Origin of the sequence: Micromonospora sp. CA-248212, from assembly GCF_050948405.1 — a bacterium.
Taxonomy (GTDB): Bacteria; Actinomycetota; Actinomycetes; order Mycobacteriales; family Micromonosporaceae; genus Micromonospora.
Genome location: NZ_CP192023.1, coordinates 1,182,301 through 1,207,377, shown reverse-complemented (window position 1 = coordinate 1,207,377; position 25,077 = coordinate 1,182,301). Strand labels below are relative to the sequence as shown.

Sequence of the window (25,077 nt, the reverse complement as noted above, 5' to 3'; positions counted from 1 at the left end):
CCGCGTTCCCGGGCCGATCGGGGGAAATGGCTGTTTCGCAAATCAGCCGAATTCACAGGCGCTGCCCAGGAACGGGCGAATCGTGAGGACAATTCTCGTTATTGCCGCCAACCGCACTGATCAGTGCGAAGGTGGAAATCGCGGGACGTCCCGGTCGATGTCCCAGAGCCACCCCATTCGCTCTCCTAACGGGAGGACTTCTGTGCGCGTAAACACCTTGAAGCGAGTTGCTGTCGCTTTCGCCCTGGCGTTGCCCGGGGCAGCGATCGCCTCGGTGGTCGCCGCGCCGGCAGCGTACGCGGACGGCTGTTACACCTGGAACCGCAACCTCTACCAGGGGCGCTCGGGCGACGACGTCCGTCAGCTGCAGATCCGGGTCGCTGGCTGGGCCGGCAACCGGGACATCGTCGAGAACGACGGCCGCTACGGACCGAAGACCGCCGCCGCGGTGAAGCGGTTCCAGCAGGCGTACGGGTTGCGCGCCGACGGCATCGCCGGCCCGCAGACGTACGCCAAGCTGTACCAGCTCCAGGACAACGACTGCACGCCCGCGCACTTCAGCTACAACGAGTTGGACAACGGGTGCGGCGGCAGCGGGTGGAGCGGCGGTCCGCTGTCGGCGGCCCAGACCAAGCAGAACGCGCTGCGCACCATGTGGAAGTTGGAGGCATTGCGCAAGAGCCTCGGCGACAAGCCGCTGAACGTGACGAGCGGTTTCCGCAGCCGTGCCTGCAACAACCAGGTCGGCGGCGCGTCGGACAGCCAGCACCTGTACGGCCACGCGGCCGACGTCACCTCACGGACGTCGTCCCTGTGCACGGTCGCGCGGGACGCCCGTAACCACGGCTTCAGCGGGATCTACGGGCCCGGCTACCCCGACCACGACGACCACGTGCACGTCGACTCACGGCGCGAGAACAACAGCGACGGCAGTTCGAACACGACGAACTGGTCCGCGCCGGACTGCGGGATCGGCGCTGGCAACGACTGAACCAGCCGGTCGGCGTGACGTCGGCCCGGCGCGGTGGGGAAACCTCCGCGCCGGGCCGACGCCCTGTCGCCCCGGGCAGAGCGGGCCGTGGGGTGACGCCGCTCAGCTCGCCCGGGGCCAGCGCGGCGCGGTGACACCGGGACTCACCGGGCGGCTGGCAGGCGCGGGTCGTACCCCCGTGGGGGTGGCCCGCGCGGCCTGGTGTCGCGCGGGCAGTCCGGCCCGGCCCGGGGCCGGCGCCGGATAGCCGGGGGGCGTGGCCGGCCGGACGCCGGCGGGGCGCGCGGACGACGGCCCGGTCGCCGTGAACGGGAACGGCACGTGCACGAACGGGTTGCCGTGCCGGATCAACGCCTCGATCTGCCGCTCGTTGAGCCCGTGCGCCTCCAGGACCCGACGCCCCCAGCGGTGCAGGCGGCACGGGTAGGACGCGCCGTCGTTGCGGCACAGCGGTCCGGTCGGCCACTCCTCGGCGGTGTGCACGACCACCGCCCGGACCGCGAGCCGGACATCCTCGGGGGTCAGTGGCGCCGGCATCGGCACCTCACCCAGCACCTGGTCGATGGGATCCGTCGACTGCTCACCAACACGCACGGCAGGCCTCCCGCAGCTCGGCAGCGGTACGGCGGACTGACCGCACCGACATCCTCGGGCAGTGGTACGGCCGGCATCGGACGAAGGTTCAATTCCGGTACGCGGTAAGCAGATCCTCCGGCGATAGCACACGGAGCCCATCGACGGCGGTGCCGCTACGCGACACGGCAACGGTCGGTACCGATTCGTCCGCTCCGGGTAGCCGGGACCGGTGAAGAAGTAGTCGGCCCAGGTCATGGGCGTCGAAGGGCCGGTTCTCCTGCCACTTCACCGAGCCGACGAAGCAGATGCGCTCAGCGACCGGCCCCCGATCGGCACCGACGATGTCGATCTCCGGGTCGTTCGTACGCGTCCAATAGCCGCCGATCGCCGACGCTTCGGCCGGCAGCGTGTCTCCGGGCAGCCGGCGCATCGTCTCGCGGACGACAGGCTCGATCGCCCGACCCCGCCAGGACGTCCACGATCGCAGGATCCGCTGCAGGGTCAGGTCACCTCGCCCACGCTCGATCTCGGCCAGGTGGGGCCCCAGGAACGACAGCCAGAAACGCAAGTACGGGTCAGCCACCGCATACCTCGTTTCCCGTGACGGCTTGGTCGACAGCGGGACGGTGACCTCCACGGCCCGCTTCTGGGTCAGCAGACCCAGGGCACGGTTCAGGGACGCCTGCGGTAGGTCCCCCGCCGCACGGGAGATCAGCGTAAAGGTCCGTTCACCGGAGCCGATGGCCCGCAGCACCAGACCTGCCTGGGACTGGGGTGGAAACTCCGCCGCGAGCGCGCGTTCGCCGCTGACCAGCAGGGCCGAGGTCGGATCGCGTACCGCGTCGGCCAGATAGTCGTGCACCGACGCACCGGTCGGCCACTCGTCGAGGATCAGCGGCAGACCCCCGGACACCAGGTAGGCGTCGAACGCGTCGGCGGCGGAGAGGTCGAGCATGTCGCGGACATCGGCCGGGCTCAGCGGAGGGACGACCATCTCGGTGGCCCGCTGGTGGAACGGCCGACCATAGTCGTTCAAGGCCTCCATCATGGCCAGGTCCGAGCCGACGCAGATCAGCAGGACCGGCCGCCGGGACAGCTCGCGGTCGAAGACCTTCTGCAGCGTGCCCTCGAAACCCGGATCGCTCGCGATGAGGTACGGCATCTCGTCCAGGACGACGACGCTCGGCCGATCGGTCGGCAGGGCGGCGACGAGCAGGGTGAGCGCGGCGTCCCAGGTCCGTGGCTGCTGCTCGCTCAGCAGTTGCGCTTCGGGCAACGTGGAGGCGGCCGCCGCTTCCACGAAGAGGGCGAGGTCGGCGGCGGCAGAGGGCTGCGCGGAGGCGGTGAAGAAGAGGTGGGGGACCTCAGCCCGCTCGACGAACTCCTCCACGAGCCGGGACTTGCCGACCCGGCGGCGGCCGCGCATGAGCAGCGCGCGCCCCGGCCGACCAGCCCGGCCACCGCGAGCTACCCGGGCGAGCATTCCGTCGAGCAAGGCCAGCTCTCGCTCTCGTCCCACGAAACCGTCCATGAACCACCCCTGATGCTGTCATTTTTGGAACACTCAAAAATGAGTGTATCAACGACAGTGGCGCGAGCCAGCTCGCAAGCTCAGACGAGGTCGGCGTCGTGCACGAGCAGGGCCACCTGGACCCGGTTGTTGAGGTCGAGTCGGGTCAGCAGCCGGGAGACGTACGCCTTCACCGTCGCCACGCTCATGAACAACTCCCCCGCGATCTCGGCGTTGGTGTAGCCCCTGCCCAGGGCGATGGCGACCTGCCGTTCCCGCTCGCTGAGCGCGGCGAGCAGGCGCAGCGCCCGTTCGCGTCGCGGATCGGGGCCGGGCGGGCCCGGGTTGGCGGCGGTCACGTGGTTGATCAGCGTGCGCGTCACCGACGGGGAGAGCATCGCCTCGCCCCCGGCGACCCGGCGTATCGCGTGCACGATGTCCACCGGCGGGGTGTCCTTGAGCAGGAAACCGGCCGCTCCGGCGCGCAATGCCCGGAGCACCTGCTCGTCGGCGTCGAAGGTGGTCAGCACCAGCACCTCGGGCGGGTTCGGTTGCCCGCGCAGCGCCTCGGTGGCGGCCAGCCCGTCCACCCGGGGCATCCGGATGTCCATCAGCACCACGTCCGGGGCGTACGCGGCGACCGCGGCGGGAACCTCGCCGCCGTCGGCCGCCTCGCCCACCACCCGCAGGTCCGGCAGGCCGCCGAGGATCATCGAGAGCCCCGCGCGGACCAACGCGTCGTCGTCCACGATCAGCACCCGCACCGGCTTCGGCCCCGCCCCGGCGGTCGGACCAGCGTCGTGGGCGCTGGGCACGTCAGGAGAGCCGGGACCGCTGGGCTGTGCGGTCACGCCGGCCACGGCAGCCAGGCCGCCAGTCGGAAGTCGCCGGTGTCGTCCCGCCCGTAGGCGAGCCGGCCGCCGGCCAGGGCGACCCGTTCGCTGATGCCGACCAGGCCGGTGCCCGCGCCCGGGAGCGTGCCGCCGACCGGAGTGCCCACCGGCCATCGATTGGCGATCGCCACGGTCAGCCCGCTGCCCGGACCACCGGTCACGTCCACGGTGACGACCGCGCCGGCCGCGTGCTTACGGGCGTTGGTCAGACCCTCCTGCACGATCCGGTAGGCGGCCCGGCCCAGCGCCGCCGGCACCTCCGCCGGCCGCGCCACACCGTCGCTGACGTTGACCCGCACGCCGGCCGTCCGCGACTCGTCGATCAGGGCCGGAAGGTCGGCGAGGGTGGGCTGGGGCGGCTCGGGCGCGTCGCCGGCGCCGTCGCCGTCGCCCTCGGCCCGGAGCACCCCGATGACCTCCCGCAGGTCCTGCAGGGCCGCGTGGGCGCTGCCCCGGATCACCCCGGCGGCTCGGGCCACCTCGTCGGCGGGCGCGTCGGGGCGGAACTCCAGCGCTCCCGCGTGCAGGCTGAGCAGGGAGATCCGGTGGGCCAGCACGTCGTGCATCTCCCGGGCGATGCGGGTGCGCTCGAGGTGGCGGGCCTGGGCGACGCGCAACTGCTGCTCGGCCTCGGCCCGCTCGGCGCGTTCGCGTAGCGAGACGATCAACTGCCGGCGGGCCCGCACGAACATCCCCCAGGCCAGCACGGCCAGGGTGATCACCGCGCCCCAGGACACGGTGAGCCAGTACGGCATGGCCGGATCGGGACGCGCCCAGCTGAAGACCAGGTTGGTGAGCAGGCCGACACCGGTGACCGCCACCGCGACGGCCGTCCGGCGGTGCACCACCACGGTGAAGTACACGATCACCAGCGGGATCGCGGCGGCCATCGAGAACATGCTCAGCGGCAGGGTGGCCAGCGCCAACCCCAGCGGCCACCGGCGACGCACCCAGAGCAGACCGCAGCAGACCAGCCCGATCAGCGCATCCACGCCGACCATCCAGTCGTGCGGAAGCGGGACGGCCGCCTCAGGGGTGGGCGAGAGGCTGTCGACGGTGGCGAACAGCACCCAGAGCAGGCTGATCAGGAAGGCCAGGCTGTCCACCACCCAGTCCCGGGTGGTGCGACGCGGACGGGCACGCTCGGGCTCCGCCGGCACCACCAGCTCCCCGGGCAACAGCCAGGGGTGCTCGGGGACGGCGATGCTGGTCACGCGCCCATGCTAGGCAGCTACCGGCCCGGACAACCAGCTACCAAAGTCTCGACCCGGGCGTCGACCAAGGTAGCTGCGGCACCGACCAGCGGCCGCAGCGGATGGCCGGCCGGCGGCGGCAGGCTCGACCGCATGATCACCGTGGAGAACCTGACCAAGCGGTACGGGCCGCACCCGGCGGTGGACGACGTGTCGTTCCAGTGCGAGCCCGGCACCGTCACCGGCTTCCTCGGTCCCAACGGGGCCGGCAAGTCGACCACCATGCGCATGATCTGCGGGCTCACCACACCGACCGCGGGTCGCGCCACCGTCGCCGGGCACCCCTACCGGGAGCTGCCCAACCCGGGACGGGAGGTCGGTGTCCTGCTGGACGCCTCCGCCCAGCACGCGGGCCGCACGGGCCGCGAGGCGTTGACGCTGTCCGCGTACACCCTGGGTTTGAGCAGGCGCGAGGTCGCCGCGAAGCTCGACCTGGTCGGGTTGAACGCGGTGGCGGCGAAGCGTCGGGTACGGGCGTACTCGCTGGGCATGCGTCAGCGGCTCGGCCTGGCGCAGGCGCTGCTCGGCGACCCCCGGGTGTTGATCCTCGACGAGCCGGCGAACGGCCTGGACCCGGAGGGGATCTTCTGGATGCGGGGTCTGCTGCGCGACTTCGCCGACCGGGGCGGCACGGTGCTGCTCTCCTCCCACCTGCTGCGCGAGGTGGAGGCGGTCGCGGACCGGCTGGTGGTGATCGGGGGTGGCCGGATCGTGGCCCAGGGCCGCAAGGACGAGCTGCTGGCCGGCGGCGGCACGGTGGTGCGGGCGCGCGACGACGGGGCATTGCGTCGGGCGCTGGAGGCGGCCGACCTGACCCCCACCGACAGCCCCGACGGCCTGCTCGTGCCGGCGGACGCCGAGACGGTCGGCCAGGCCGCGGCCGACGCCGGCGTCGCGCTGGCCGAGCTGCGCCCGGCCGGCAGCGGCGGCCTCGAACAGCTCTTCCTCACCCTGACCGCCGGCGAATCCACCCGAGAGGCCGTCCGATGACCACCACCACCGCCGCACCCACCGCCGGGGCCGTCGCGCCCCGGCACCATTCCCCGGTACGCCGACCGTCACTGCTCCGGCTCACCGCCGTCGAACTGCGCAAGCTCGTCGACACCCGGGCCGGCCGCTGGCTGCTGATCACCATCGGCCTCGTCGTCGTCGCGGTCGTCACCCTCCTGCTGATCTACGCGGAGGACGCCGAACAGACCTTCGGCACCTTCTTCGTGACCTCGCTGCTGCCCGCCAACGTGCTCCTGCCGGTGCTGGGCATCCTGTCGATCACCAGCGAGTGGTCCCAGCGCACCGCCCTCACCACGTACGCGCTGGTCCCCCGGCGGGAACGGGTGGTGACCGCGAAGCTGATCGCGGTGGTGCTGGCCGCGATCGCCTCCGTGCTGGTCGCCCTCGCCGTCGCCAGCATCGGGACGCTCGTGGCGTCGGCCACGGGCGGTGCGGGCACCTGGCAGGTCGGCGCGACGCTGATCGTCAACGGGGTGATCGTCCAGGTGGCCGTGGTGCTGATGGGTGCCGCCTTCGGTCTGCTGCTGCTCAACCCGCCGTTGGCGATCGTCGGCTACCTGCTGCTGCCGACCCTCTGGTCGGTGCTCGGCGAGATGGTCCGGCCCCTGCGCGGTCCGGCCGGGTGGCTGGACACCAGCCGGACCATGGACCCGTTGTTCAGCAGCGATGCGCTCACCGGCGAACAGTGGGGGCGGCTGGCGGTGTCCCTGCTCGTCTGGATGGTCCTTCCGTTGGCCGCCGGCCTGGTCCGGACGCTGCGCCGCGAGGTGTCCTGACCATGGACGCGGCCGACTACCGCCCCCGCACAGTGGTCACCGGTGGTCCGCTGGAACTGGTCGTCCTGTGGGGTGGCTTTCCGCTGCTCGGCGCGGGCGCCGGTTGGCTCCTCGCCGCGTCGACGGGATGGCTGGCCCGGCTGTCGTGGGTGCCGTTCGGCGACCTCATCAGGTGGTTGGACCGGCTGCCCGAGCCGCCGGCGACCCTCGGCGCGATGGCCGTCGGCGTCCTGGGCGGCCTGGTCGTCGCCGGGGTCGGCACCGCCGAACGGCTGATCGTCACCGTGGACTCCACGCAGGTCCGGCTGCGCCGCGCCGACCAGGTACGCACCGTCGCACGGGCCGACACCCGGGCCGCCTTCCTGGCCGACAAGCACCTGGTGCTGCTCGACGGCGACGGCGCGGAACTCGTCCGGGAGTCGACGGACCTCCCGGCGGCCCACCTGGCGGCGGCGTTCCGCGCGCACGGCTGGGCCTGGACGGACGACGATCCGCACCGCTCGGCGTACCGGCTGTGGGTGCCCGACCTGCCGGGGCTGCCGGTCGGCGCGGACGCTCTGCTGCGCGCCCGGGAGCGGGCTCTCGGACGGGACCACCGCGACGACGTACGGGAGCTGCGCCGCGAACTCGGCCGGCTCGGAGTGGTGCTGCGCGACGAGGGCGGACGCCAGTACTGCCGGACCGTCGCCCGGCGGGCGGGACAGTCGACTTCGGCAGAGCGGGAGCCGGAGGGGCGGTAGCGTCTGTTCCAGCAGATCCTGGGAGCGCGCGATGACCGAGCAGCAGCCGTACCGGGTGGTGTCCCGACACCCCGGCTTCGAGCTGCGCCGCTATCCGGCTCACCTGGTGGCCGAGATGCGGATCCAGGCGTCGTTCACCCGGGCGCCGATCGAGGCGTTCCGGCCGCTGGCCGCGTACGTCGGGGGCGCCAACCGGGCCCGACAGCCGGTCGGGTCGGCGCTGCCGGCGACGTCCACGGCCGACGGCGCGACGAAGATCCCGATGACGCTGCCGGTCGTCCAGGTCGAGGGCGAGTGGCCGGGCGCGTACCTGATCCAGTTCGTTCTGCCGGCCACCGTCACCGCCGCGACGGTGCCCGAGCCGGTGGACGCCCGGGTACGGATCCACGAGGTCCCGGCCCAACTGGCGGCGGCGATGCGGTTCTCCGGCCGGTGGACGGAGCGGGCGTTCAGCCAACGGGCCACCATGCTGGGCCGGTCGGTGACGGCCGCCGGGCTGCAGCCCACCGGCGCCATCCGGTACGCGCGTTTCGACCCGCCGTGGAAGCCGTGGTTCCTGCGCCGCAACGAGGTCGTGCTGCCGGTCGTCGAGTGAGCTGAGTGGGCTGCCTACGGTCTTGGGCGCGGGAGCATCCGGTCCGGACGCTCCCGCGCTCACTAAGATCAGCTGACGTACACCGGCGCGCTGGTCGCCGACTGGAAGTCGGTCGATGTGCCGGGATAGACGACACGCCAGTAACCGGCCGTCTTCTTGTAGATCGACGTGGCGAAGTCGTAACTGCCGCCCGCATAGATGGTGGCCGGCGTAGCCCAAGTGCCGTCTTCGCCGGTGGCCGAGAACTGCACCTTCAGTGGCACCGTCCCGGGGGACAACCCACCGGTGAACTCCATCTCACCGCTGAGGGTCACGGTCGTCGCGTTCTCCCGGACCGCCGAGAAGCTCCGGAAGGCGGCCGGCTGGAGCACGGAGATGTTCGTGCTGGCGATCGCGGGGCTGACGAACTCGTCGTTCATCGAGTAACCGACCTGGAGGCGGCCGGACTCGTACGGCGAGGTGGTCAGCGAGTAACGACCGTCCGCGGCCGTGGTGGCAGAGCCGAGGAACGTGCCGCAGTAGTCGGCGCTCATGCAGAGGGAAACCCCCGGCTGCGCACCAGGCACCGGCACCCAACCCTCCGGCGTCCGCCAGGTCAGCTGGCCGCTAACCGTGACGGTCTCATCCTTGAGGATCTTGGGTCGATCCGCCTCGATGGTGATCCGCATCGGCCGCTTGTTGATCGCGATGGTGGTCTCGCCCGACCGCGACGAGCCGTGGAAGAGATGGTCGTTGTCGTAGCTGTAGGCCGCGTACACCATCTCGTCCTTGCGACCGATCGTGACCGTGCCGGTGAAGGAACCATCGGCCCTGGTGGTGACCGCTTCCCAACTAGAGTCGGCGTTCACCGACATGGGGAACCTCCCCAGGGACCTGATCTCGCCGCTGCCCGGCCAGCGACCCTTGAGCCATCCCCGCACTGTCACGTTGCGGTTCTCGTAGGTCACCGTGGTGCGGTTCAGCGTGACGTTCTCGAAGAACGTGACCACCGAGTAGTTCAGGTCGCCGGCATCGGTCTGAGTGACGTGGTGACCGGCCTCGTCGGTGACCTCCACGTCGACCCGGTAGTAACCGAGCTTGTCGAGGATGATCGGGTTGGATCGCCACACCCCGTCACGCTCGGTGCCGGACTGTAGGTAGAAGTCCTCCTGAACGGCGACCTCTGACCCGGTGTTGTACTCCCGGATGTGCGCACGGACGTCGGTGACGTCGCTCGGTGACGTAATGGACACCAGCAACGTCCCCAGATCGAGGTCGTAGTCGCTGTGCGCGGACGTGACGATCGGAATCTCGTCGGCGTGTGCGGTCGCGGGAAGCCCCACGATCGCGGTCGCTGCGGCGACGGCGACCGCCACAGCAAAACGGGAACGGATCAAAGCTGACCTCCAGGAAGGACCGGCGATTCGCTTCGTGGCGGCCGGCAGTGGGAGCCTACCGATCGGGTCCGACAGCTACGTCCACCCCGCTAGGCTGACGTCGTACCCATGTGGACGGAGGAGCCATGACCCGGTACGTCGCCCTGCTGCGCGGGGTCAACGTCGGCAGCGCCCGCCTCGCGATGGCCGACCTGCGCCGGATCGTCACCGACCTCGGCCACGACGACGTCACGACGTACCTGCAGAGCGGCAACGTGGTCTTCGGCAGCACGGTGCGCGACGCGGAGAAGCTCGCCGCCGGCATCGAGCGGGCGCTCACCGACGAGCTGGGGCTCACCGTGCCGGTGCTGGTGCGCAGCGGCCGGGAGTTGGCGGCGGTGGCCGGCGGCAACCCGTACGCCGAGCTCGACGACGACCCGAAGCGGCTGCTGGTGGCCTTCCTCGCGACCGCTCCGAAGAAGTCGCTTGTCGACGCGCTCACCGTGCCCGGTGGCGAGAACGTGGCGTTCACGGTGACCGGCCGCGAGGTCTTCCTGCACTTCCCCGACGGCGGTTACGGGCGGACGAAGTTCACCAACGCGTACCTGGAGAAGCAGCTCGGCGTGGTGGGCACCACCCGCAACTGGAAGTCGGTGCGCACCCTGGCGGAGCTGGCGGCCGGCTGACCGGGCGGGCGTGCGACGCCCGCCCGGGACCGGTCAGAAGTGGTACGCGGTCTCGTACTCGGGCACCAGTACCCGGCTGCGCGGCGAGATCCGACGCACCGCCGCGACCATCTCGTCGAGGCGGGCGCGGTCCGCCGGCGCGACGACCGGCGGGTTCCGCAACGGCGTCTCGAAGTTGTCCCAGTGCACCGGCACCACGACCTTCGGATAGTCCAGACCGGCCAGCAGCCGGGGCAGGTAGTCGGCGGTGGTGGTGGCGCTCTGCATGGCCACCATCGCCACGTCCGGCGCCAGGCCGGTGAGGTTGCGCTCGGCGACGTCGCTGGCCCCGGTGAGGTAGACCGACGGGCCGCCCGCGACCCGCAGCAGGTAGCCCAACGTGTCGCCCTCCGGCAGGTCCGCGATGGTCGCCGGCCGCGCCGGCTGACTCACCCGCACCCCGGGAAAGGCCACCGAGTACGACGCGTTGCGGCTGTGCAGCGAGCCGACCACCTCGACGGTGTGGTCGCCGAAGTCGAGCACCTCCCCGCCCTTCACGGCGCTGAGCTGCGCCGACGGCACCCCGTACGCCAGTCCCAGGTGGTACGCGGTGAGGGTGCCGAACACCCGCGCGCCGGTCCGCCCGGCGATGTACGGCACGTCCATGAAGTGGTCCCAGTGCGTGTGCGTGACCAGCACGGTCGTGGCCTTCTCGACGCGCTGGTCGATCACGTCGGTGCGCACGGTCAACGGGGTGTCCGTCTTGAACGCGCCGGCGAACAGGCCGGTGTCGATCCGGCTGAGGAAGGGGTCGACCAGGATGGTCCGGTCGGCGATGTCGATGCGCCAGCCGGCCGTACCCCACCAGCGGAAGCTGACCGCGCCCTTTGCGCGGGTGGTCGGCGTGGGCGCGGCGGCCGGGGGCGCGGCCTGGGCCGGGGTGGTCGAGGCGGCGAGTCCGCCGGCCGAGACCAGGGCGGTGGTGGCTGCGGCGTCGCGGAGGAAGCGACGGCGGTCGAGGTGGGACATACGGATCTGCTCCCCGTGTCGGTTGATCGGTCGACCCGAGCCAACCAGCGCCCTCGGGCCCAGGTCCAAGATCGAACGCTGTCGCCTCCGATACGCCAGCGCATATCAGGCCTGCTCGACGGTGCTGTCCCGTCGCTCGACACGGCGAAAAATCAGTCGCCGCGTAACGCCTCAACGGCCGTACGAGCGGCCCGCCCGATGGCCAGGTCCACGTCGATCCGGCGCGGGGCGAGATCCTCGGCGCGGGCGAAGACGGCGATCGCGTACCGGCCGCCGTCGGGGTATTCGGCGACTCCGGCCTCCAGGTGCAGTCCGGGCAGGGTGCCGGTCTTGCCGGACACCCGCACGGCGGGCGGGAAACCGGCCGCCAGGCGGGTCCAGAAGAGCTGCCGGGCCATCCAGGCGCGGACCATCGCGCACGCCGATGCCGGCCCGGCCTCGTCCCGCCAGATCAGGGTGAGCAACCGGGTGATGTCCCGCGCCGTACTGGAGGTGGTGCGTTGCGGGTCGAAGACCCGCATGGCCCGAACCTGGTCCGCCGGCAGGGTAGGGAAGATCCGCGCGAACTCCGCCTCGGTACGCGCCCCCACGTCGGCGAGCATCATCTCGACCAGCTCCCGTGGGCCGCCGAGAACGCGGGTTCGGCGAAGGCCCAGCTCGGCGGCGAGCATCGGCAGCAGGTCCGGACCGACCCGGCGCAGCAGCACGTCGGCGGCGGTGTTGTCGCTGACCGACATGGCGAAGTACGCGAGGTCCCGCAACGACACCTCGGCGTCGTCGGCGCAGCCGGCCAGTCCCCACCCGCCGAGCCGGTCGGCGGCGGTGACCAGGACACGTTCGGTCGGGTCGACCTGGCCCGCCTCGACCTGCCGGGCGAACTCCAGCACCAGCAGGATCTTGAAGATCGACGCGATCACCACCTGCTCGTCGGCCCGCAGCCCGACCTCCCGGTCCGCCGCGCCCAGGTCCACGACGTGCAGGCTGCCGGTCACCCCGGCGTCGGCGAAGATGGCCTCGATCCGCTCCCCCACGTCCACCCCGGCACGGTATCCAGTGACACTCCGTCGCTGCCGTAGGGTCCGGCCGTGGACCTGCTCCGACATCTGCGGCACTTCGTGGTGGTCGCCCACGAGCTGCACTACGGGCGGGCGGCCGAGCTGCTCGGAATGGCCCAGCCGCCGTTGAGCCAGTCGATCCAGCGGTTGGAGCGGGAGCTGGCCGTCGAGCTGTTCGACCGTTCCCGCCGCCAGGTGCGGCTCACCACCGCCGGCGGTCTGCTGCTCGCCGAGGCCGAGGAGCTGCTCGCCGGCGAGGGCCGGCTGCGCAACCTCATGGGCCAGGTCCGCGCGGGCGAGCTGGGCGTGTTGCGCGCCGGTGTGCCGCCGGAGACACCGGCGGTGACGCTGCGGGCTCTGCTGGACCAGCTCGCCACCCACGCGCCCGGCCTCGACGTGGAGCTGCACGAACTGACCACCGCCGAGCAGGTGCGGATGCTCAGCGAGCGGAGCCTTGACGTGGGGCTCGTGCACCATCCGGTCGAGGCGGACGGGCTGCGCTTCGGCGCCCCTGTCGACGTACCCCTGGGGGTGTTGCTGCCGCGGACCTCGCCGCTGGCACGCGGGCGGGAGGTGCCGCTCGCCGCGCTCGCCGGCCTGGACCTGGTGACCGCACCCCGGGCCACCGCGCCGGGCTGGCACGACCACCTGCTGGAAGTGTGCCGACAGCACGGGTGGCGGCCGGCGCGGGTGCGGCCGGCGCGCAACCCGGAGTTCCTGTTCGGGTTGGTGCTGGCCGGCGGCGGCGTCGCCGTGGAGCCGGCGACCCTGGCCCGCCGGGAACCACGGATCGCCTGGCGACCGCTCGCCGACGCGGCGCTGACCAAGCGCACGTCGGCGGCCTGGCCGAAGCGGTCGGCGCACCCGGCGGCGGCGATGGTCGGGCAGCTCGCCGCCGAGGTGCTGGCCGCCGCCGAGCCGACGCCACCCACGTCGCCCCCGGGTCCGGCGGCGCGGCCCTGGCCGGTGTTGTTCGACACGACCGGGTGAACCGGACCGCCGTTGCGTCCGTCACTCGTTCCAAGCGTGAATCGTCCATCCGCCCGGGTATGGATGACGGGTAACGAAGACGCGAAGGAGCCGCAGTGGCATTCACGATTCCTGACATCAGCCTGAACGACGGCACCACGATTCCGCAGCTCGGCTTCGGGGTGTTCCAGATCGAGCCGAAGGACACCGCCGCGGCGGTGACCACGGCGCTCGAGGTGGGCTACCGGCACATCGACACCGCCGAGATGTACGGCAACGAGGCCGAGGTGGGCGAGGCCATCCGCACGTCCGGCCTCGACCGCGGCTCGGTGTACGTGACCAGCAAGCTGAACAACGGCTTTCACCGGCCGGACGACGCCCGCAAGGCGTTCGACTCGACGCTGTCGGCGTTGAAGATGGACTACATTGACCTGTTCCTGATCCACTGGCCGTTGCCGACCCTGTACGACGGCGACTACGTCTCGACCTGGAAGGTGTTGGAGGAGTTCCAGCGCGACGGCCGCGCCCGCTCGATCGGCGTGTCGAACTTCCAGGTGGCGCACCTGCGGCGGCTGGCCGACGAGGCGAGCGTGGTGCCGGCGGTCAACCAGATCGAGGCGCACCCGTACTTCACCAACGACGAGGTCCGCGCGTACGGCCGCGAGCACAACATCCTCACCGAGGCGTGGTCGCCGATCGCGCAGGGCAAGGTGCTGGACGACCCGACGGTGGTCGACATCGCCGATCAGGTGGGTCGCACCCCGGCGCAGGTGGTGCTGCGGTGGCACGTGCAGCGCGGCGACATCATCTTCCCGAAGTCGACCACGCCGAAGCGGATCGAGGAGAACACCGGGATCTTCGACTTCGAGCTGGACGACACGGCGATGGAGCGGATCACCGGCCTGGACAAGGGCGAGGCCGGGCGGCAGGGTCCGAACCCGGACACCTTCGCCTACGTGCCCCGCTGACCTGCGCGCGCTGCCCCGGAGCGACGACTCCGGGGCAGCGTGCTGTTCGCGGCCGGGTCAGCCGTCGACGCGCTCGGCAAGCCGGCGGAACACCGCCTGGGTCGGTGTGTCGGGCGTGGCGACGTAGACGATCAGCCGCTGCTCGGTCTCCGGCACCAGCAGCACGCGGCACTCGAACTCCAGCGGCCCCAGCTCGGGATGGGCCACCCGTTTCACGACGGGACGGCGCTCCCCGACCTCGTGCTCGGCCCACAGCCGGGCGAAGTGCGGCGAGGTGCCGAGCAGCTCGGTGACCAGCTCGCGGATCGCCGGGTCGGCCGGGAAGCGGCCGTAGGCCGCCCGCAGGTCCGCCACCGTGGTGTGCACGAACCGTCGCGCGTCGGCATCGGACCAGTGCGCGTCGGTCATCGGCTGCCGGAAGGTCCAGCGGATCATGTTGCGCTCGGCGTGCGGCACGGCCGCGAGATCCCCCACGAAGTGCGTGGCCAGCCGGTTCCAGGCCAGCACGTGGTACGCGGCGTCGACGAGGTACGCCGGAGTCTCGGTCATGGCGTCGAGCAGGTGCCGCAGCCCAGGCGGCACCTCGCGGCTCGGGCCGACGGCCGACGGCGGGTTCTCCCCCGCGATCCGGAACAGGTACTCCCGCTCGTCGCGGTTCAGCAGCAGCGCCCGCGCCAGAGCGGCGAGCACCTGCCGGGACGGGTGCGGGCCCCGGCCCTGCTCCAACCGGATGTAGTAGTCGATCGACATGCCCGCGAGCTGGGCGACCTCCTGCCGACGCAGTCCGGGCGTACGCCGCCGTACCCCGTCGGGGAGGCCGACCTCGGCGGGCCGCAGGCGGGCGCGGCGGGCGCGCAGGAACGCCGCCAGTTCGTCACGTCGCAGGCCGCTGCTCGTCATGTGCCCAGGATGCCCCGGGAGGCATCGATCAGGGTGGTACCGCCGGTCCCAGCCTCGCGGCGTCTCTCCCCACCGGCCGTCGTCGGGCACAGGCTCGACGGCATGACGAACATGATCGCCCTGGTCACCGGGGCCAACAAGGGAATCGGCCTCGCCACCGCCCGTCAGCTCGGCGGCCTCGGGATGACCGTGCTGCTCGGCGCGCGGGACGCCGAGCGGGGCCGCGCCGCGGAGCGGGAGCTGCGCGACGGCGGCACGGACGCGGTGTTCGTGCCGCTGGACGTCACCGACGCGACGTCAGTGGCCGCCGCCGCGAAATTCGTCGAAGCCGAGTACGACCGGCTCGACGTGCTGGTCAACAACGCCGGCATCGTGCTCGCCGACGGTACGCGGGGGCTGCCCAGCGAGACGACCGTGGCGACGATGCGCCGGCTGTACGAGACGAACGTCTTCGGCCCGGTGGCGGTCACCAACGCGCTGCTCCCGCTGCTGCGCCGGGCACCGGCGGCGCGGATCGTCAACGTCTCCAGCGAGGTCGGCTCGATCGCGGTGATGACCGACCCGGACGGCGCGCTGTTCGAGTTGACCTCCGTGCCGTACCCGTCGTCGAAGGCGGCGCTGAACATGCTCACCGCCATGTACGCCAAGGAACTTCGGGATACCCCGATCAAGGTGAACGCGGCGAACCCCGGCTACTGCGCCACCGACCTGAACGGCAACAGCGGCTTCCGTACGCCCGAGCAGGGCGCCGAGGTGAGCGTGCACCTGGCGACCCTGCCGGCGGACGGGCCGAGCGGTCTGCTCTGGGGCTTCCAGATGGACGCCGGCGGTGGGTACGGCGTCCTCCCCTGGTGAGACGGACGCTTGACCTGGAGCGCGCTCCAGGTAGCAGGGTGGTCTTCGGGCGCCCGCCGGCAGGACGCCCGGAAGGAGATCCCATGCGGTACCGCACGATCGGCACCGACCCGGCGACCCGGCGCGAGGTCAGCGTGCTCAGCCTCGGGGCCATGCTGTTCGGCAGCACCACCGACGAGGCCACCTCGTACGCGATCCTCGACCGGTACGTCGAGGCGGGCGGCACCTTCATCGACACGTCGGACAACTACGCGTTCTGGGTCGACGGCTCACAGGGCGGCCAGAGTGAGGAGCTGCTGGGGCGGTGGCGGCGCAGCCGGGGCATCGGCACCGAGATCGTCATCGCCACCAAGCTGGGCGCCCGTCCACTGGCCCCCGGCACCAGCTATCTGGACAACGCCGAAGGGCTGTCGGCGAAGGTCATCCGCGAGTCGGCGGAGCGCAGCCGTGACCGGCTCGGCGTGGAACGACTGGACCTGCTCTACGCACACATCGAGGACCGGACGGTGTCGCTCGCGGAGACCGTGGAGGGGTTCGCCGAGCTGGTCGCCGAGGGGACGGTGGGCCTGTTGGGCGCGAGCAACCACCGCGCCTGGCGGGTGGAACGGGCCCGCGCGCTCGCCGCAGCCGCCGGCCTCCCGGGGTACGAGGTGCTCCAGTACCGCCACAGCTACCTGGCCCGACGCACCGACGTGGCCAGCGAGCTGGACCCGGACGGCGACCTGGGCGGTGTTGGCGGAGACCTGCTCAGCTATCTGCGCGCCGAACCGGAGCTGACCCTGGTGGCGTACTCGCCGCTGCTCAGGGGGGCGTACAGCCGGCCGGATGTGCCGCTGGGCGCCGCGTACGACCTGCCCAGCGCGCCCCGGCGGCTGGCCGCCCTTGAGGAGGTCGCCGGGCAGACCGGCGCGACGGTGAACCAGGTGGTGCTCGCCTGGTTGCTGGGCGGCGACCTGCCGACGATTCCGCTGGTGGGTGCCTCCTCGGTGGCCCAACTCGAGGAGAGCCTGGCCGCCGTGGAGCTGGAGTTGACCGCCGAGCAGCGGCAGCGTCTCGACACCACCTGGTGACCTGCGACGGCCGTCCCGCCGACCTCACCCGTCGGCCGGCGGGGCGGTCAGGTCGAACTGCCAGTCATTGGCCCGCATCAGGTGCCCGGGCGGATACTCGAAATTCGTCTCACCCAGCAGCGTGAAGCCCGCCTTGCGGCAGACCGCGTTCGAGGCGGGGTTGTCGACGGACGGGTAGGCGTGCGCGTGACGCCGGTCCCGTCGGGCGCGCGCCACGTCGAGAGCCGCCCGCACCGCGGCGGTGGCCAGCCCCTGCCCCCGGTACGCGGGCAGCACCGCCCAGCCCAACTCGTACACCGGTTGGTCGCGCCACTCGCGACGCCAGTAGCCGACGCTGCCCGCCCGCGTGCCGTCCGGCAGCACCACCGTGAACATGCACCCCTGCCCACCCTCGGCGAAGTGCACATACCGGTTGTGCCGGGCGAGCACCTGCTCGTCGGTCTCCGGGCCGCCGGTGTGTCGGCGCGTGTCCGGTGAGTTGAGCTGCCGCAGCAGCTCGAGATCATCCTCGTGCCACGGCTCGATGCGTACCTGCGTCATCCCGTCCCCCTCGTCGACTCCAGTCAAGCCGGTCCCACCGACATTTCGTCCCGGAACGGCGCCCGCTAGTTCCGATCTAGCGGGCGGGGGTCTTCACCTCGCGCCTGTAGGGCGGCGGGGTCGTTGGTCACACCGACCACGACGTCGCCGGCCATCGGACGAGAGGTAGAAATGATGAACAGACGCGCCACCGGCCTGGCCATCGAGGCCGAAGGGCTCACCCGCACGTTCGGGGAGACCCGGGCGCTGGCCGGCATGGACCTGCGGGTGCCCGCCGGCACCGTCTACGGCCTGCTCGGCCCGAACGGGGCGGGTAAGACCACGGCGGTCCGGGTGCTCGCGACGCTGCTACGTCCCGACGGCGGCACGGCGCGGGTCTTCGGGCACGACGTGGTCACCGAGGCCGACAAGGTCCGCAGCCGGGTCAGCCTCACCGGCCAGTACGCCTCGGTCGACGAGGACCTCACCGGCACCGAGAACCTGGTGCTGCTGGCCCGCCTGCTGGGCCTGCGCAAGCCGGAAGCCCGCGACCGCGCGGCGGCGCTGCTGGCCGCGTTCGGTCTGACCGAGGCGAGCGACCGCCAGGTCAAGAAGTACTCGGGCGGCATGCGACGGCGCATCGACATCGCCGCGAGCATCCTGAACACTCCCGACCTGCTCTTCCTCGACGAGCCGACGACGGGCCTCGACCCGCGCAGCCGCAACCAGGTGTGGGAGATCGTCCGGGCCGTGGTGTCGCACGGTACGACCGTGCTGCTGACCACGCAGTACCTCGACGAGGCCGACCAGCTCGCCGGGCGGATCGCGGTCGTCGACCACGGCCGGGTGATCGCGGAGGGCACGCCGGGCGAACTGAAGTCGTCGGTCGGCTCCGGCACCGTCCACCTGCGACTGCGCGACCCCGGCCAGCGGCCCCAGGCCGAGCAGGTGCTCCGGGAGGCGCTGAACGTGCCGGTGCAGCTCGCCGCCGATCCGGTGGCCCTGACCGCCCGCGTCGGCGAGGCCGGCACCGACCTGGACGCCAGCGCGCAGGCAGCGCGTGCGCTCGGTGACCTGGCCCGCGCCGGCATCGTCGTCGACGACTTCTCCCTCGGCCAGCCCAGCCTGGACGAGGTCTTCCTGGCCCTGACCGACCATCCGGCCGTGTCGGCCGACGAGCGCGACGACGAGCTGGAGGCAGCCCGATGAGTGACACGACCACGACCGCCGGCACGGCCGAGCGGGCGCCGTCGGTCTACGTACCGTCCGCCGAGGCGCTGGCGACCGTCCTCGCGCCGGGCGCCCGACCGGCCCGGCCGAGCGCGTTGGGCGCGTCGCTCACCTTCGGCTGGCGGGCCCTGCTGAAGATCAAGCACGTGCCGGAGCAGCTCTTCGACGTGACCGCGTTCCCGATCATCATGGTGCTGATGTTCACGTACCTGTTCGGTGGCGCTCTCGCCGACAGCCCGCGTGACTACCTGCAGTTCTTCCTGCCCGGCATCATGGTGACCAGCGTCGTGATGATCACCATGTACACCGGGGTCGGCCTCAACACCGACATCGAGAAGGGCATCTTCGACCGCTTCCGGACGCTGCCCGTCTGGCGGCCCGCCGCGCTGGTCGGCATGATCTTCGGCGATGTGCTGCGCTACATCCTCGCCGCCCTGGTCATCCTCGGCGTCGGGCTGGCGCTCGGCTTCCGGCCCACCGGCGGCGTCGCCGGGGTGGCCGCCGGGATCGGGTTGCTGGTGGTCTTCTCGTTCGCGTTCTCCTGGGTGTGGACGTTCTTCGGGCTGATCCTGCGCAGCGAGAAGTCGGTGATGGGGGTCAGCATGATGGTGCTGTTCCCGCTGACGTTCCTCAGCAACGTCTTCGTCGAGCCGAGCACCATGCCCGGCTGGCTCCAGGCGTTCGTGAAGGTCAACCCGGTGACGCAGCTGGTGGCCGCGGTACGCGCCGTCATGTCCGGCCACTCGGACGCCTCCGCCACCATGTGGCTCCTGGTGTGGAGCGCCGGCTTCGTCATCGTCTTCGGCACCCTGACCATGCACCGCTACAACCGCCGCTAACCCCCACCCCCCACCTACCACCCCCGCCCCACCCACCCCCGCGCCACCGCTCCCCGCCCCTCCACCCCCACACCCGCGCCGCCGCTCCCCGCCCTCACACCCGCGCCGCCGCTCCCCCACCCCCACACCCGCGCCGCCGCCCCACACCCGCGCCGCCGCTCCCCGCCCCCCACACCCGGGCCGCCGATCATGAAGTTGTGGTGGGTGACAAAGCGGCCTGTAAATGCTCAAACCAGGCACCACAACTCCATGATCGACAGGACCTGATGGCGACTTCCCCGCGATCTTGCATTTTCTGTGGCGACAAAAGCGGGTCTGTGCATCTAAGGGTGTTTCCGGCCTGACCCATCGGGCGTTGTGCCTGGTGAGGAGGGTGCCGTGATGACCGCGACACTGAACGACCAGACCGGACGTAAGAAGCGGCCCGAGCCGTCGGCTGAGGCGAAGGCCGCCGCCGAGCTGGTCCGGGCCGCGAAGGAACAAGGGCTGTCGCTGACCGGCCCGGACGGGCTGCTCAAGCAGCTGACCAAAACGGTCCTGGAGACGGCGCTGAAGGAGGAGATGACCGAGCATCTGGGCTATGAGAAACATGAGTCGGCTGGGGTGGAGTCGGGCAACGTCCGCAACGGCACCAGGGCGAAGACGGTGCTGACCGATAGCACGGGGCCGGTCCAGATCGATGTGCCCCGGGACCGGGCCGGCACCTTCGAGCCCCAAATCGTCAAGAAGAGGCAGCGGCGCCTGTCCGGGGTCGACGAAGTCGTGTTGTCGTTGTATGCCAAGGGTTTGACCACCGGGGAGATCTCGGCGCATTTCGCGGAGATCTACGGGGCTTCGGTGTCGAAGGAGACGATCTCGCGGATCACCGACAAGGTGATCGAGGAGATGACCGACTGGTCGCACCGCCCGTTGGATGAGATTTACGCCGCCGTGTTCATCGACGCGATCGTGGTCAAGGTCCGCGACGGGCAGGTCGCGAACCGGCCCTTCTACGCCGCTATCGGGGTCACGCTCGACGGGGAGAAGGACATCCTCGGGTTATGGGCCGGCTCGGGTGGTGAGGGTGCGAAGTTCTGGATGAGCGTGCTGACCGACCTGCGTAACCGGGGCGTGAAGGACGTGTTCTTCCTCGTCTGCGACGGCCTGAAAGGTCTTCCCGAGGTGGTCACGAACGTGTGGCCCCGCACGATCGTGCAGACGTGCATCATCCATCTGATCCGCAACACGTTCCGGCTCACCTCCCGCAAGTACTGGGACGCGCTCAAGCACGACATCAAACCGATCTACACCGCCGTCAACGCGGCGGCGGCCAGGGCCGCGTTCGAGGACCTGGCAGAGAAGTGGGGCGAGCGGTATCCGGCGGTGATCCGGCTGTGGGACAACGCCTGGGCGGAGTTCATCCCGTTCCTCGACTACGACGTCGAGATCCGGCGGGTGATCTGCTCGACCAACGCGATCGAGTCGTTGAACGCCCGCTACCGACGGGCGATCAAAACCCGCGGCCACTTCCCCAACGAGCAGGCCGCGTTGAAGTGTCTGTACCTGGTGACCCGATCCCTGGACCCCACCGGAACAGGCAGAACCCGATGGACGATGCGCTGGAAACCCGCGTTGAACGCCTTCGCCATCACCTTCAGCGACCGCTTCCCAGCCGCTGAAACCTACTAACCAAGATCGCCGGAAACACCGTTAGCGAGACAGCCCCACAAAAGCCACGAGAGCACCCAGATCCACAACCGAAAGTGCAAGATCGCGGCGCGGGCAAGGCGTGGGCGGGGCGTGGGCGGCGCGGGCAAGATCGCGGGCGCGGGCGTGGGCGGGGCGCGGGCGGGGCGCGGGCGTGGGCGGGGGGCGGGGGCGGGGGTTAGAGGTGCCAGGGTGGGAGGGTTTGTGGGAGGTAGCGGCAGGTGGCGCCGGTGGAGACCGAATCGCGCAGATGAGTGGCGAGCGTGGGATGGCGTTCGTCGAGCTTGCGCAGGGTGTCGCGGATTCGCGCGGTGACAGTCTTGCGGGCCCGTTCGGCCTCGTCGCCCAGCCGTCTACTCCGGCCGGCCAATCCCGCCGCGGCGCGCAGCTCCTCGAGCAGCGCGCCGCGTTCGGCGTCCAGCGCGGACACCTTCGCCGTGTCGTCGCGGGCAACGGCCCGGTCGATCTCGTCGTCGAGGCGGGTCAGGTGCCGCCGGTAGCGGGCCTTCGCCTCGTCGTCGAGGACCGGGTCGCCGCCCATCCGACGGGCGGCCACCAGCACCGGCCCGGCGGCGGGGTCGAGCAGTTCCACCGCCGGGACGTCGCCGCCGGGGCGGCTCAACAGCAGGTGCAGGTCGTGTAGGCCCTTGGCGTCGGGCAGGTGCGCCACCACGCCCGCGTAGGCGAGCCGCCAGACCGGCCCGTCGCGTCGAAACGCGTACCCCTCGATCGTCGGGTCGGGCGGCGTCACCTGACGCCGGCCGACGGCCGGGCCGCCCCCGACGACCTGGTCGCCCTCGCCTGCGTGGCCTCTCCCGCCGGCCTGGCCGGCGAGCGCGACATCGCCCAGCACGCTGCCCTCGGCCCACCCAACGGCGGGCCCCGAAACGGCGTGGCCCGACACGGCGGGCCCCGACACGGCGTGAGCCAGCCCGCCTTGGTCCGGCTCGGCGTGGGTTGGGTCCGGGTCGGCGAGCCGGAGGAGCACCTGCCTCATGCCGAGGGCGGCGGCGTCCCGGACGGTGCTCGCGCGCAACTGGGCAACCGTGGCGGCGTCGCCCGGCTGGTCGCGGCCGGCGAGGGCGTTCACCAGCCCCGCGCGGGCGATGAGCGACCAGGGTCGGGAGCCCATCCGGTCGGCGGCGTCACGGGCCGCCGTGAATCCGGTGACCGCGTCGTCCCAACGCTCCTGCGCGGCGTCGACCACGGCGAGCCAGTGGTCGATGGGCCCGCTGATGTCGCAGCCGAACAGCCCCACCGCCCACTGCCCACGGTGCGGAACCAGCGCGGCCCGCGCGTCGTCGCAGCGCCGTGGATCGCGGGACGCGGCGGCGGCCTGGGCGCGCAGCCGCAGCCACAGCGGCGACATCGGACGCGGGTAGTGGATGCCGGCCGCCTCGATGCCGGCCGTCAACCGCACCGCCTGCTCGTCGTCGCCACGCTCGGCCGCCGTGATGGCCGACAGCAGCTCCCGGTACGGGTAGTCGGTCGGCGCCCACTCGTGCAGCAGCGTGTCGATCTCGTCGAAGCGCCCCTGCAACAGCAGCCGGGCCCAGCGCAGGTGGTGGCCCATGAAGGCGAACTCGGCGTGCCCCGGGTCGGACAGGTCGACGATGACGCGGAACCGCTCGTCCGCTTCGGCGAAGTCGCCCCGGAACGCCGCGATGATCCCGCCGTCGACGGCCGCCGCCATCCGGGGACGGGCCAGCTCGCGGTGCTGACCCACGGTGACGAAGGCGGTGAACTCCTCCATGAAGCGCGGGTCGCCCAGTTCCAGCAACGCCACCCAGCGCAGCGAGGTGGCCCACAGCTCGGTCTCCCGGTCGCCCGAGCGGCGGGCCACGTCCCGGATCTCGGCGGTGAGCGCGGCCCGTGCCGCCGCGGTGCCCAGCCCCCAGGTGGTGTCGTGGCGGGCCCACAGGCTGAAGGTGAGCGCCTCGTCGTCGCGACCACGACGGGCGATGGTCTCCGTCGCGGTGATCAGGTCCGCCACCAGCGCGCCCGTCGACGCGGTGGGGGCGGGCTCGCCGATCAACCGCTGGTACGCCTCGCGCACCAGGTCCGTCGTGTCAACGGCGATGGTGGTGTCCACCTGCCGGGCGCGGTGCACGGTGAGCGCGACGCGGGCCAGTGGCACCGGGTCGTCGAGCGTACGGGCGAGCGTCGCGGCTTCGGCCAACAGGCGTGCGGCCTCGGATCGGCCGGCGTGGTGGTACTGCACCTCGCCGAAGTCGACGAGCAGGCGAATCCGCTGCGCGGGGTCCTCGACGATCTCCAGTGCCCGGCGGAAGTGCACCCCCGCCTCGTCGGCGGCGAGCCGGGCGAACGCGTCCCGCCCGGCGGCGACCAGCAGCTCGCCGGCCCGGGTCCGGTCCAGCGCCGCGCCGGCCAGGTAGGCGTGGCGGGCCAGATCCGCCGGGATGAGCCGGTCGGTGAGCGCGGTCGGCGGATCCACCGCCCGGACCACCGCGGCGTGGCGGGCCTGCCGGTCGTCGGTGGTGAGCCCGTCGTACAGGGTCTCGCGGACCAGGTCGTGGGCGAAGGTGAACCGGCCGGCACCCCGGGCGGCCACGAGCCGGGCGGTCACCGCGTCGTCGAGCAGCCGGTCGACAGACGCCACCGGTATCGCCGCGCTGGCCGCCAGGACCTGCCGGTGGAACTCACGCCCCAGCACGGCGGCGACGGTCAGCGCCTCGACCACCGGGGCGGGCAGCCGGGCGAGCCGCTGTCGCACCGCTTCCCGTACGCCGGGCGGGATCGTGCCGGTGGTGCCGTCGGCGTGCCACAGCCGCGCGGTCTCCTCGACGAAGAACGGGTTGCCGCCGGTGCGGCGGTGCACCTCGTCCGCCAGGTCGGGGGCGGGCTCCCGACCGGCGGTACGCGCCATCAACGCGGCCACCTCGTCGCGGGCCAGGCCGGTGAGGGTGATCGTGGTGGCCTTGGCGACCAGGGGCAGCAGCAGCGGGCGCAGCGGGTGGTCGCCGGCCTCGACCTCCGCGTCGCGGTACGTGCCGATCAGCAGCAGGCGTTCGAACCAGGTGTGCTGGGCGGCGAACGCCAGCAGCCGCAGCGAGGCCGGGTCGGCCCAGTGCAGGTCGTCGAGGACGACCACCACCGGCCGGCGCGCGGAGACGGCGACCAGTGCCGCGGTCACCGCGTCGTACAGGGCGAACGCCTCCTGCTCGGCGACGTCCTGGCCGTCGCGGGCCGACCAGGCCGCGGCGAGGCCGGGTACGTCACCGGTGCCGCTCTCGCCGAGCAGGGCGGCGAGGGCGGGTTCGGCGTCCGGTCGGGCGAGCGCCCAGTCGTCGGCGGAGCGGCGCAGGGCCCGCAGGACCTGCACCCACGGCCAGTAGCCGGGGGCGCTGTCGGAATCCCAGCAGGCCGCTCCGAGCACGAGCGCGCCGCGCCGGCGGGCCTCGCGCGCCACCGACGTGACGAGGGTGGTCTTGCCGATGCCCGGCTCGCCGGTGACCAGAACGAGACCGCCGTGGCTGGTGGCCGCCCGGTCCAGCTCGGCGCGCAGCAGACCCGCGGGATGATCCCGCCCGATGATGGCGTCGCCGACGCGCGCGTCCATGGTTCCCAGACG

At 71.9% G+C, this 25,077-nt stretch carries 23 protein-coding genes; 13 read left to right on the top strand and 10 right to left on the bottom strand.

Going from position 1 to position 25,077, the window contains the following annotated elements; genetic code table 11:
* Nucleotides 1-202 precede the first annotated feature (202 nt).
* On the top strand, nt 203-991 hold the full coding sequence (locus ACQP03_RS05690; protein WP_357127769.1) for a D-Ala-D-Ala carboxypeptidase family metallohydrolase: 789 nt from the start codon (nt 203-205) through the stop codon (nt 989-991).
* A gap of 102 nt (nt 992-1,093) precedes the next feature.
* On the opposite strand, the gene ACQP03_RS05685 is transcribed toward ACQP03_RS05690, so the two are convergent.
* The 4 genes from ACQP03_RS05685 to ACQP03_RS05670 form a co-directional block, all read right to left on the bottom strand.
* A complete protein-coding gene (locus ACQP03_RS05685; protein ID WP_357127772.1) occupies nt 1,094-1,585 on the bottom strand; it encodes a hypothetical protein in 492 nt (163 codons plus the stop codon).
* 88 nt (nt 1,586-1,673) lie between these two features.
* A complete protein-coding gene (locus tag ACQP03_RS05680; RefSeq protein WP_357127775.1) occupies nt 1,674-3,086 on the bottom strand; it encodes an ATP-binding protein in 1,413 nt (470 codons plus the stop codon).
* A gap of 92 nt (nt 3,087-3,178) precedes the next feature.
* Nucleotides 3,179-3,946: a response regulator transcription factor gene (locus ACQP03_RS05675; protein ID WP_363661184.1), complete on the bottom strand. Its 768-nt coding sequence runs from the start codon at nt 3,944-3,946 to the stop codon at nt 3,179-3,181.
* A complete protein-coding gene (locus ACQP03_RS05670; protein WP_363661182.1) occupies nt 3,925-5,184 on the bottom strand; it encodes a sensor histidine kinase in 1,260 nt (419 codons plus the stop codon). Before ACQP03_RS05670 ends, ACQP03_RS05675 begins: the two co-directional genes overlap by 22 nt.
* A 132-nt stretch (nt 5,185-5,316) precedes the next feature.
* On the opposite strand from ACQP03_RS05670, the gene ACQP03_RS05665 reads away from it, so the two are divergent.
* The 4 genes from ACQP03_RS05665 to ACQP03_RS05650 are packed head-to-tail and all read left to right on the top strand — an operon-like array spanning nt 5,317 to nt 8,345.
* Complete coding sequence (locus tag ACQP03_RS05665) at nt 5,317-6,213, top strand: ABC transporter ATP-binding protein (protein WP_357127781.1); 897 nt, start codon at nt 5,317-5,319, stop codon at nt 6,211-6,213.
* Nucleotides 6,210-7,010 carry an ABC transporter permease gene (locus ACQP03_RS05660; protein WP_357127784.1) on the top strand — a complete coding sequence of 267 codons (801 nt, stop codon included), beginning with the start codon at nt 6,210-6,212 and terminating at the stop codon, nt 7,008-7,010. The genes ACQP03_RS05665 and ACQP03_RS05660 overlap by 4 nt, the downstream gene beginning before the upstream one ends.
* A gap of 2 nt (nt 7,011-7,012) precedes the next feature.
* Complete coding sequence (locus tag ACQP03_RS05655) at nt 7,013-7,750, top strand: YqeB family protein (RefSeq protein WP_363661181.1); 738 nt, start codon at nt 7,013-7,015, stop codon at nt 7,748-7,750.
* Between the two features lie 31 nt (nt 7,751-7,781).
* A complete protein-coding gene (locus ACQP03_RS05650; RefSeq protein WP_357172968.1) occupies nt 7,782-8,345 on the top strand; it encodes an SOUL family heme-binding protein in 564 nt (187 codons plus the stop codon).
* Between the two features lie 68 nt (nt 8,346-8,413).
* On the opposite strand, the gene ACQP03_RS05645 is transcribed toward ACQP03_RS05650, so the two are convergent.
* Complete coding sequence (locus tag ACQP03_RS05645; protein WP_363661180.1) at nt 8,414-9,700, bottom strand: hypothetical protein; 1,287 nt, start codon at nt 9,698-9,700, stop codon at nt 8,414-8,416.
* 146 nt (nt 9,701-9,846) lie between these two features.
* On the opposite strand from ACQP03_RS05645, the gene ACQP03_RS05640 reads away from it, so the two are divergent.
* Nucleotides 9,847-10,386, top strand: coding sequence for a DUF1697 domain-containing protein (locus tag ACQP03_RS05640; RefSeq protein WP_363661179.1), 540 nt, complete (start codon nt 9,847-9,849; stop codon nt 10,384-10,386).
* A 33-nt stretch (nt 10,387-10,419) separates the two neighbouring features.
* Here the strand turns inward: ACQP03_RS05640 and ACQP03_RS05635 are convergent, their stop codons facing one another.
* Nucleotides 10,420-11,394, bottom strand: a complete 975-nt coding sequence (locus tag ACQP03_RS05635) for an MBL fold metallo-hydrolase (protein WP_363661178.1) — start codon at nt 11,392-11,394, stop codon at nt 10,420-10,422.
* Between the two features lie 152 nt (nt 11,395-11,546).
* Nucleotides 11,547-12,431 (bottom strand): serine hydrolase, encoded by an 885-nt coding sequence (locus tag ACQP03_RS05630; protein ID WP_357127802.1) that lies wholly within the window; start codon nt 12,429-12,431, stop codon nt 11,547-11,549.
* A 48-nt stretch (nt 12,432-12,479) separates the two neighbouring features.
* On the opposite strand from ACQP03_RS05630, the gene ACQP03_RS05625 reads away from it, so the two are divergent.
* Nucleotides 12,480-13,439, top strand: a complete 960-nt coding sequence (locus ACQP03_RS05625; protein WP_357127805.1) for a LysR family transcriptional regulator — start codon at nt 12,480-12,482, stop codon at nt 13,437-13,439.
* 95 nt (nt 13,440-13,534) lie between these two features.
* Entirely contained in the window at nt 13,535-14,386 is an 852-nt protein-coding gene (locus ACQP03_RS05620; protein ID WP_396832669.1) for an aldo/keto reductase, read from the top strand.
* A 57-nt stretch (nt 14,387-14,443) separates the two neighbouring features.
* On the opposite strand, the gene ACQP03_RS05615 is transcribed toward ACQP03_RS05620, so the two are convergent.
* Nucleotides 14,444-15,286 carry a helix-turn-helix transcriptional regulator gene (locus tag ACQP03_RS05615; protein ID WP_357127811.1) on the bottom strand — a complete coding sequence of 281 codons (843 nt, stop codon included), beginning with the start codon at nt 15,284-15,286 and terminating at the stop codon, nt 14,444-14,446.
* Between the two features lie 102 nt (nt 15,287-15,388).
* On the opposite strand from ACQP03_RS05615, the gene ACQP03_RS05610 reads away from it, so the two are divergent.
* Together ACQP03_RS05610 and ACQP03_RS05605 are read left to right on the top strand one after the other, a co-directional pair.
* On the top strand, nt 15,389-16,141 hold the full coding sequence (locus ACQP03_RS05610; protein ID WP_357127814.1) for an SDR family oxidoreductase: 753 nt from the start codon (nt 15,389-15,391) through the stop codon (nt 16,139-16,141).
* Nucleotides 16,142-16,224: 83 nt separating this feature from the next.
* Entirely contained in the window at nt 16,225-17,211 is a 987-nt protein-coding gene (locus ACQP03_RS05605) for an aldo/keto reductase (protein ID WP_363661176.1), read from the top strand.
* Nucleotides 17,212-17,235: 24 nt separating this feature from the next.
* Here ACQP03_RS05605 and ACQP03_RS05600 read toward each other — a convergent pair whose 3' ends face one another.
* Entirely contained in the window at nt 17,236-17,751 is a 516-nt protein-coding gene (locus ACQP03_RS05600; RefSeq protein ID WP_357127820.1) for a GNAT family N-acetyltransferase, read from the bottom strand.
* 174 nt (nt 17,752-17,925) lie between these two features.
* Between ACQP03_RS05600 and ACQP03_RS05595 the strand changes: the two genes are divergently transcribed.
* The 3 genes from ACQP03_RS05595 (at nt 17,926) to ACQP03_RS05585 (ending at nt 21,467) form a co-directional block, all read left to right on the top strand.
* Nucleotides 17,926-18,939 carry an ATP-binding cassette domain-containing protein gene (locus tag ACQP03_RS05595; RefSeq protein ID WP_363661175.1) on the top strand — a complete coding sequence of 338 codons (1,014 nt, stop codon included), beginning with the start codon at nt 17,926-17,928 and terminating at the stop codon, nt 18,937-18,939.
* Nucleotides 18,936-19,799: an ABC transporter permease gene (locus tag ACQP03_RS05590; RefSeq protein WP_357398770.1), complete on the top strand. Its 864-nt coding sequence runs from the start codon at nt 18,936-18,938 to the stop codon at nt 19,797-19,799. The genes ACQP03_RS05595 and ACQP03_RS05590 overlap by 4 nt, the downstream gene beginning before the upstream one ends.
* Nucleotides 19,800-20,180: 381 nt before the next feature.
* On the top strand, nt 20,181-21,467 hold the full coding sequence (locus tag ACQP03_RS05585) for an IS256 family transposase (protein WP_357175977.1): 1,287 nt from the start codon (nt 20,181-20,183) through the stop codon (nt 21,465-21,467).
* Nucleotides 21,468-21,663: 196 nt separating this feature from the next.
* Here the strand turns inward: ACQP03_RS05585 and ACQP03_RS05580 are convergent, their stop codons facing one another.
* Nucleotides 21,664-25,065, bottom strand: a complete 3,402-nt coding sequence (locus tag ACQP03_RS05580; RefSeq protein WP_363661174.1) for an ATP-binding protein — start codon at nt 25,063-25,065, stop codon at nt 21,664-21,666.
* Between the last annotated feature and the right edge of the window lie 12 nt (nt 25,066-25,077).

Coding starts and splice junctions, on each gene's coding strand:
- ACQP03_RS05665 (WP_357127781.1), top strand. CDS start 5,317: ATGATCACCGTGGAGAACCTGACCAAGCGGTACGGGCCGCACCCGGCG.
- ACQP03_RS05660 (WP_357127784.1), top strand. CDS start 6,210: ATGACCACCACCACCGCCGCACCCACCGCCGGGGCCGTCGCGCCCCGG.
- ACQP03_RS05655 (WP_363661181.1), top strand. CDS start 7,013: ATGGACGCGGCCGACTACCGCCCCCGCACAGTGGTCACCGGTGGTCCG.
- ACQP03_RS05650 (WP_357172968.1), top strand. CDS start 7,782: ATGACCGAGCAGCAGCCGTACCGGGTGGTGTCCCGACACCCCGGCTTC.
- ACQP03_RS05640 (WP_363661179.1), top strand. CDS start 9,847: ATGACCCGGTACGTCGCCCTGCTGCGCGGGGTCAACGTCGGCAGCGCC.
- ACQP03_RS05635 (WP_363661178.1), bottom strand. CDS start 11,394: ATGTCCCACCTCGACCGCCGTCGCTTCCTCCGCGACGCCGCAGCCACC.
- ACQP03_RS05615 (WP_357127811.1), bottom strand. CDS start 15,286: ATGACGAGCAGCGGCCTGCGACGTGACGAACTGGCGGCGTTCCTGCGC.
- ACQP03_RS05610 (WP_357127814.1), top strand. CDS start 15,389: ATGACGAACATGATCGCCCTGGTCACCGGGGCCAACAAGGGAATCGGC.
- ACQP03_RS05605 (WP_363661176.1), top strand. CDS start 16,225: ATGCGGTACCGCACGATCGGCACCGACCCGGCGACCCGGCGCGAGGTC.
- ACQP03_RS05600 (WP_357127820.1), bottom strand. CDS start 17,751: ATGACGCAGGTACGCATCGAGCCGTGGCACGAGGATGATCTCGAGCTG.
- ACQP03_RS05595 (WP_363661175.1), top strand. CDS start 17,926: ATGAACAGACGCGCCACCGGCCTGGCCATCGAGGCCGAAGGGCTCACC.
- ACQP03_RS05590 (WP_357398770.1), top strand. CDS start 18,936: ATGAGTGACACGACCACGACCGCCGGCACGGCCGAGCGGGCGCCGTCG.
- ACQP03_RS05585 (WP_357175977.1), top strand. CDS start 20,181: ATGACCGCGACACTGAACGACCAGACCGGACGTAAGAAGCGGCCCGAG.
- ACQP03_RS05580 (WP_363661174.1), bottom strand. CDS start 25,065: ATGGACGCGCGCGTCGGCGACGCCATCATCGGGCGGGATCATCCCGCG.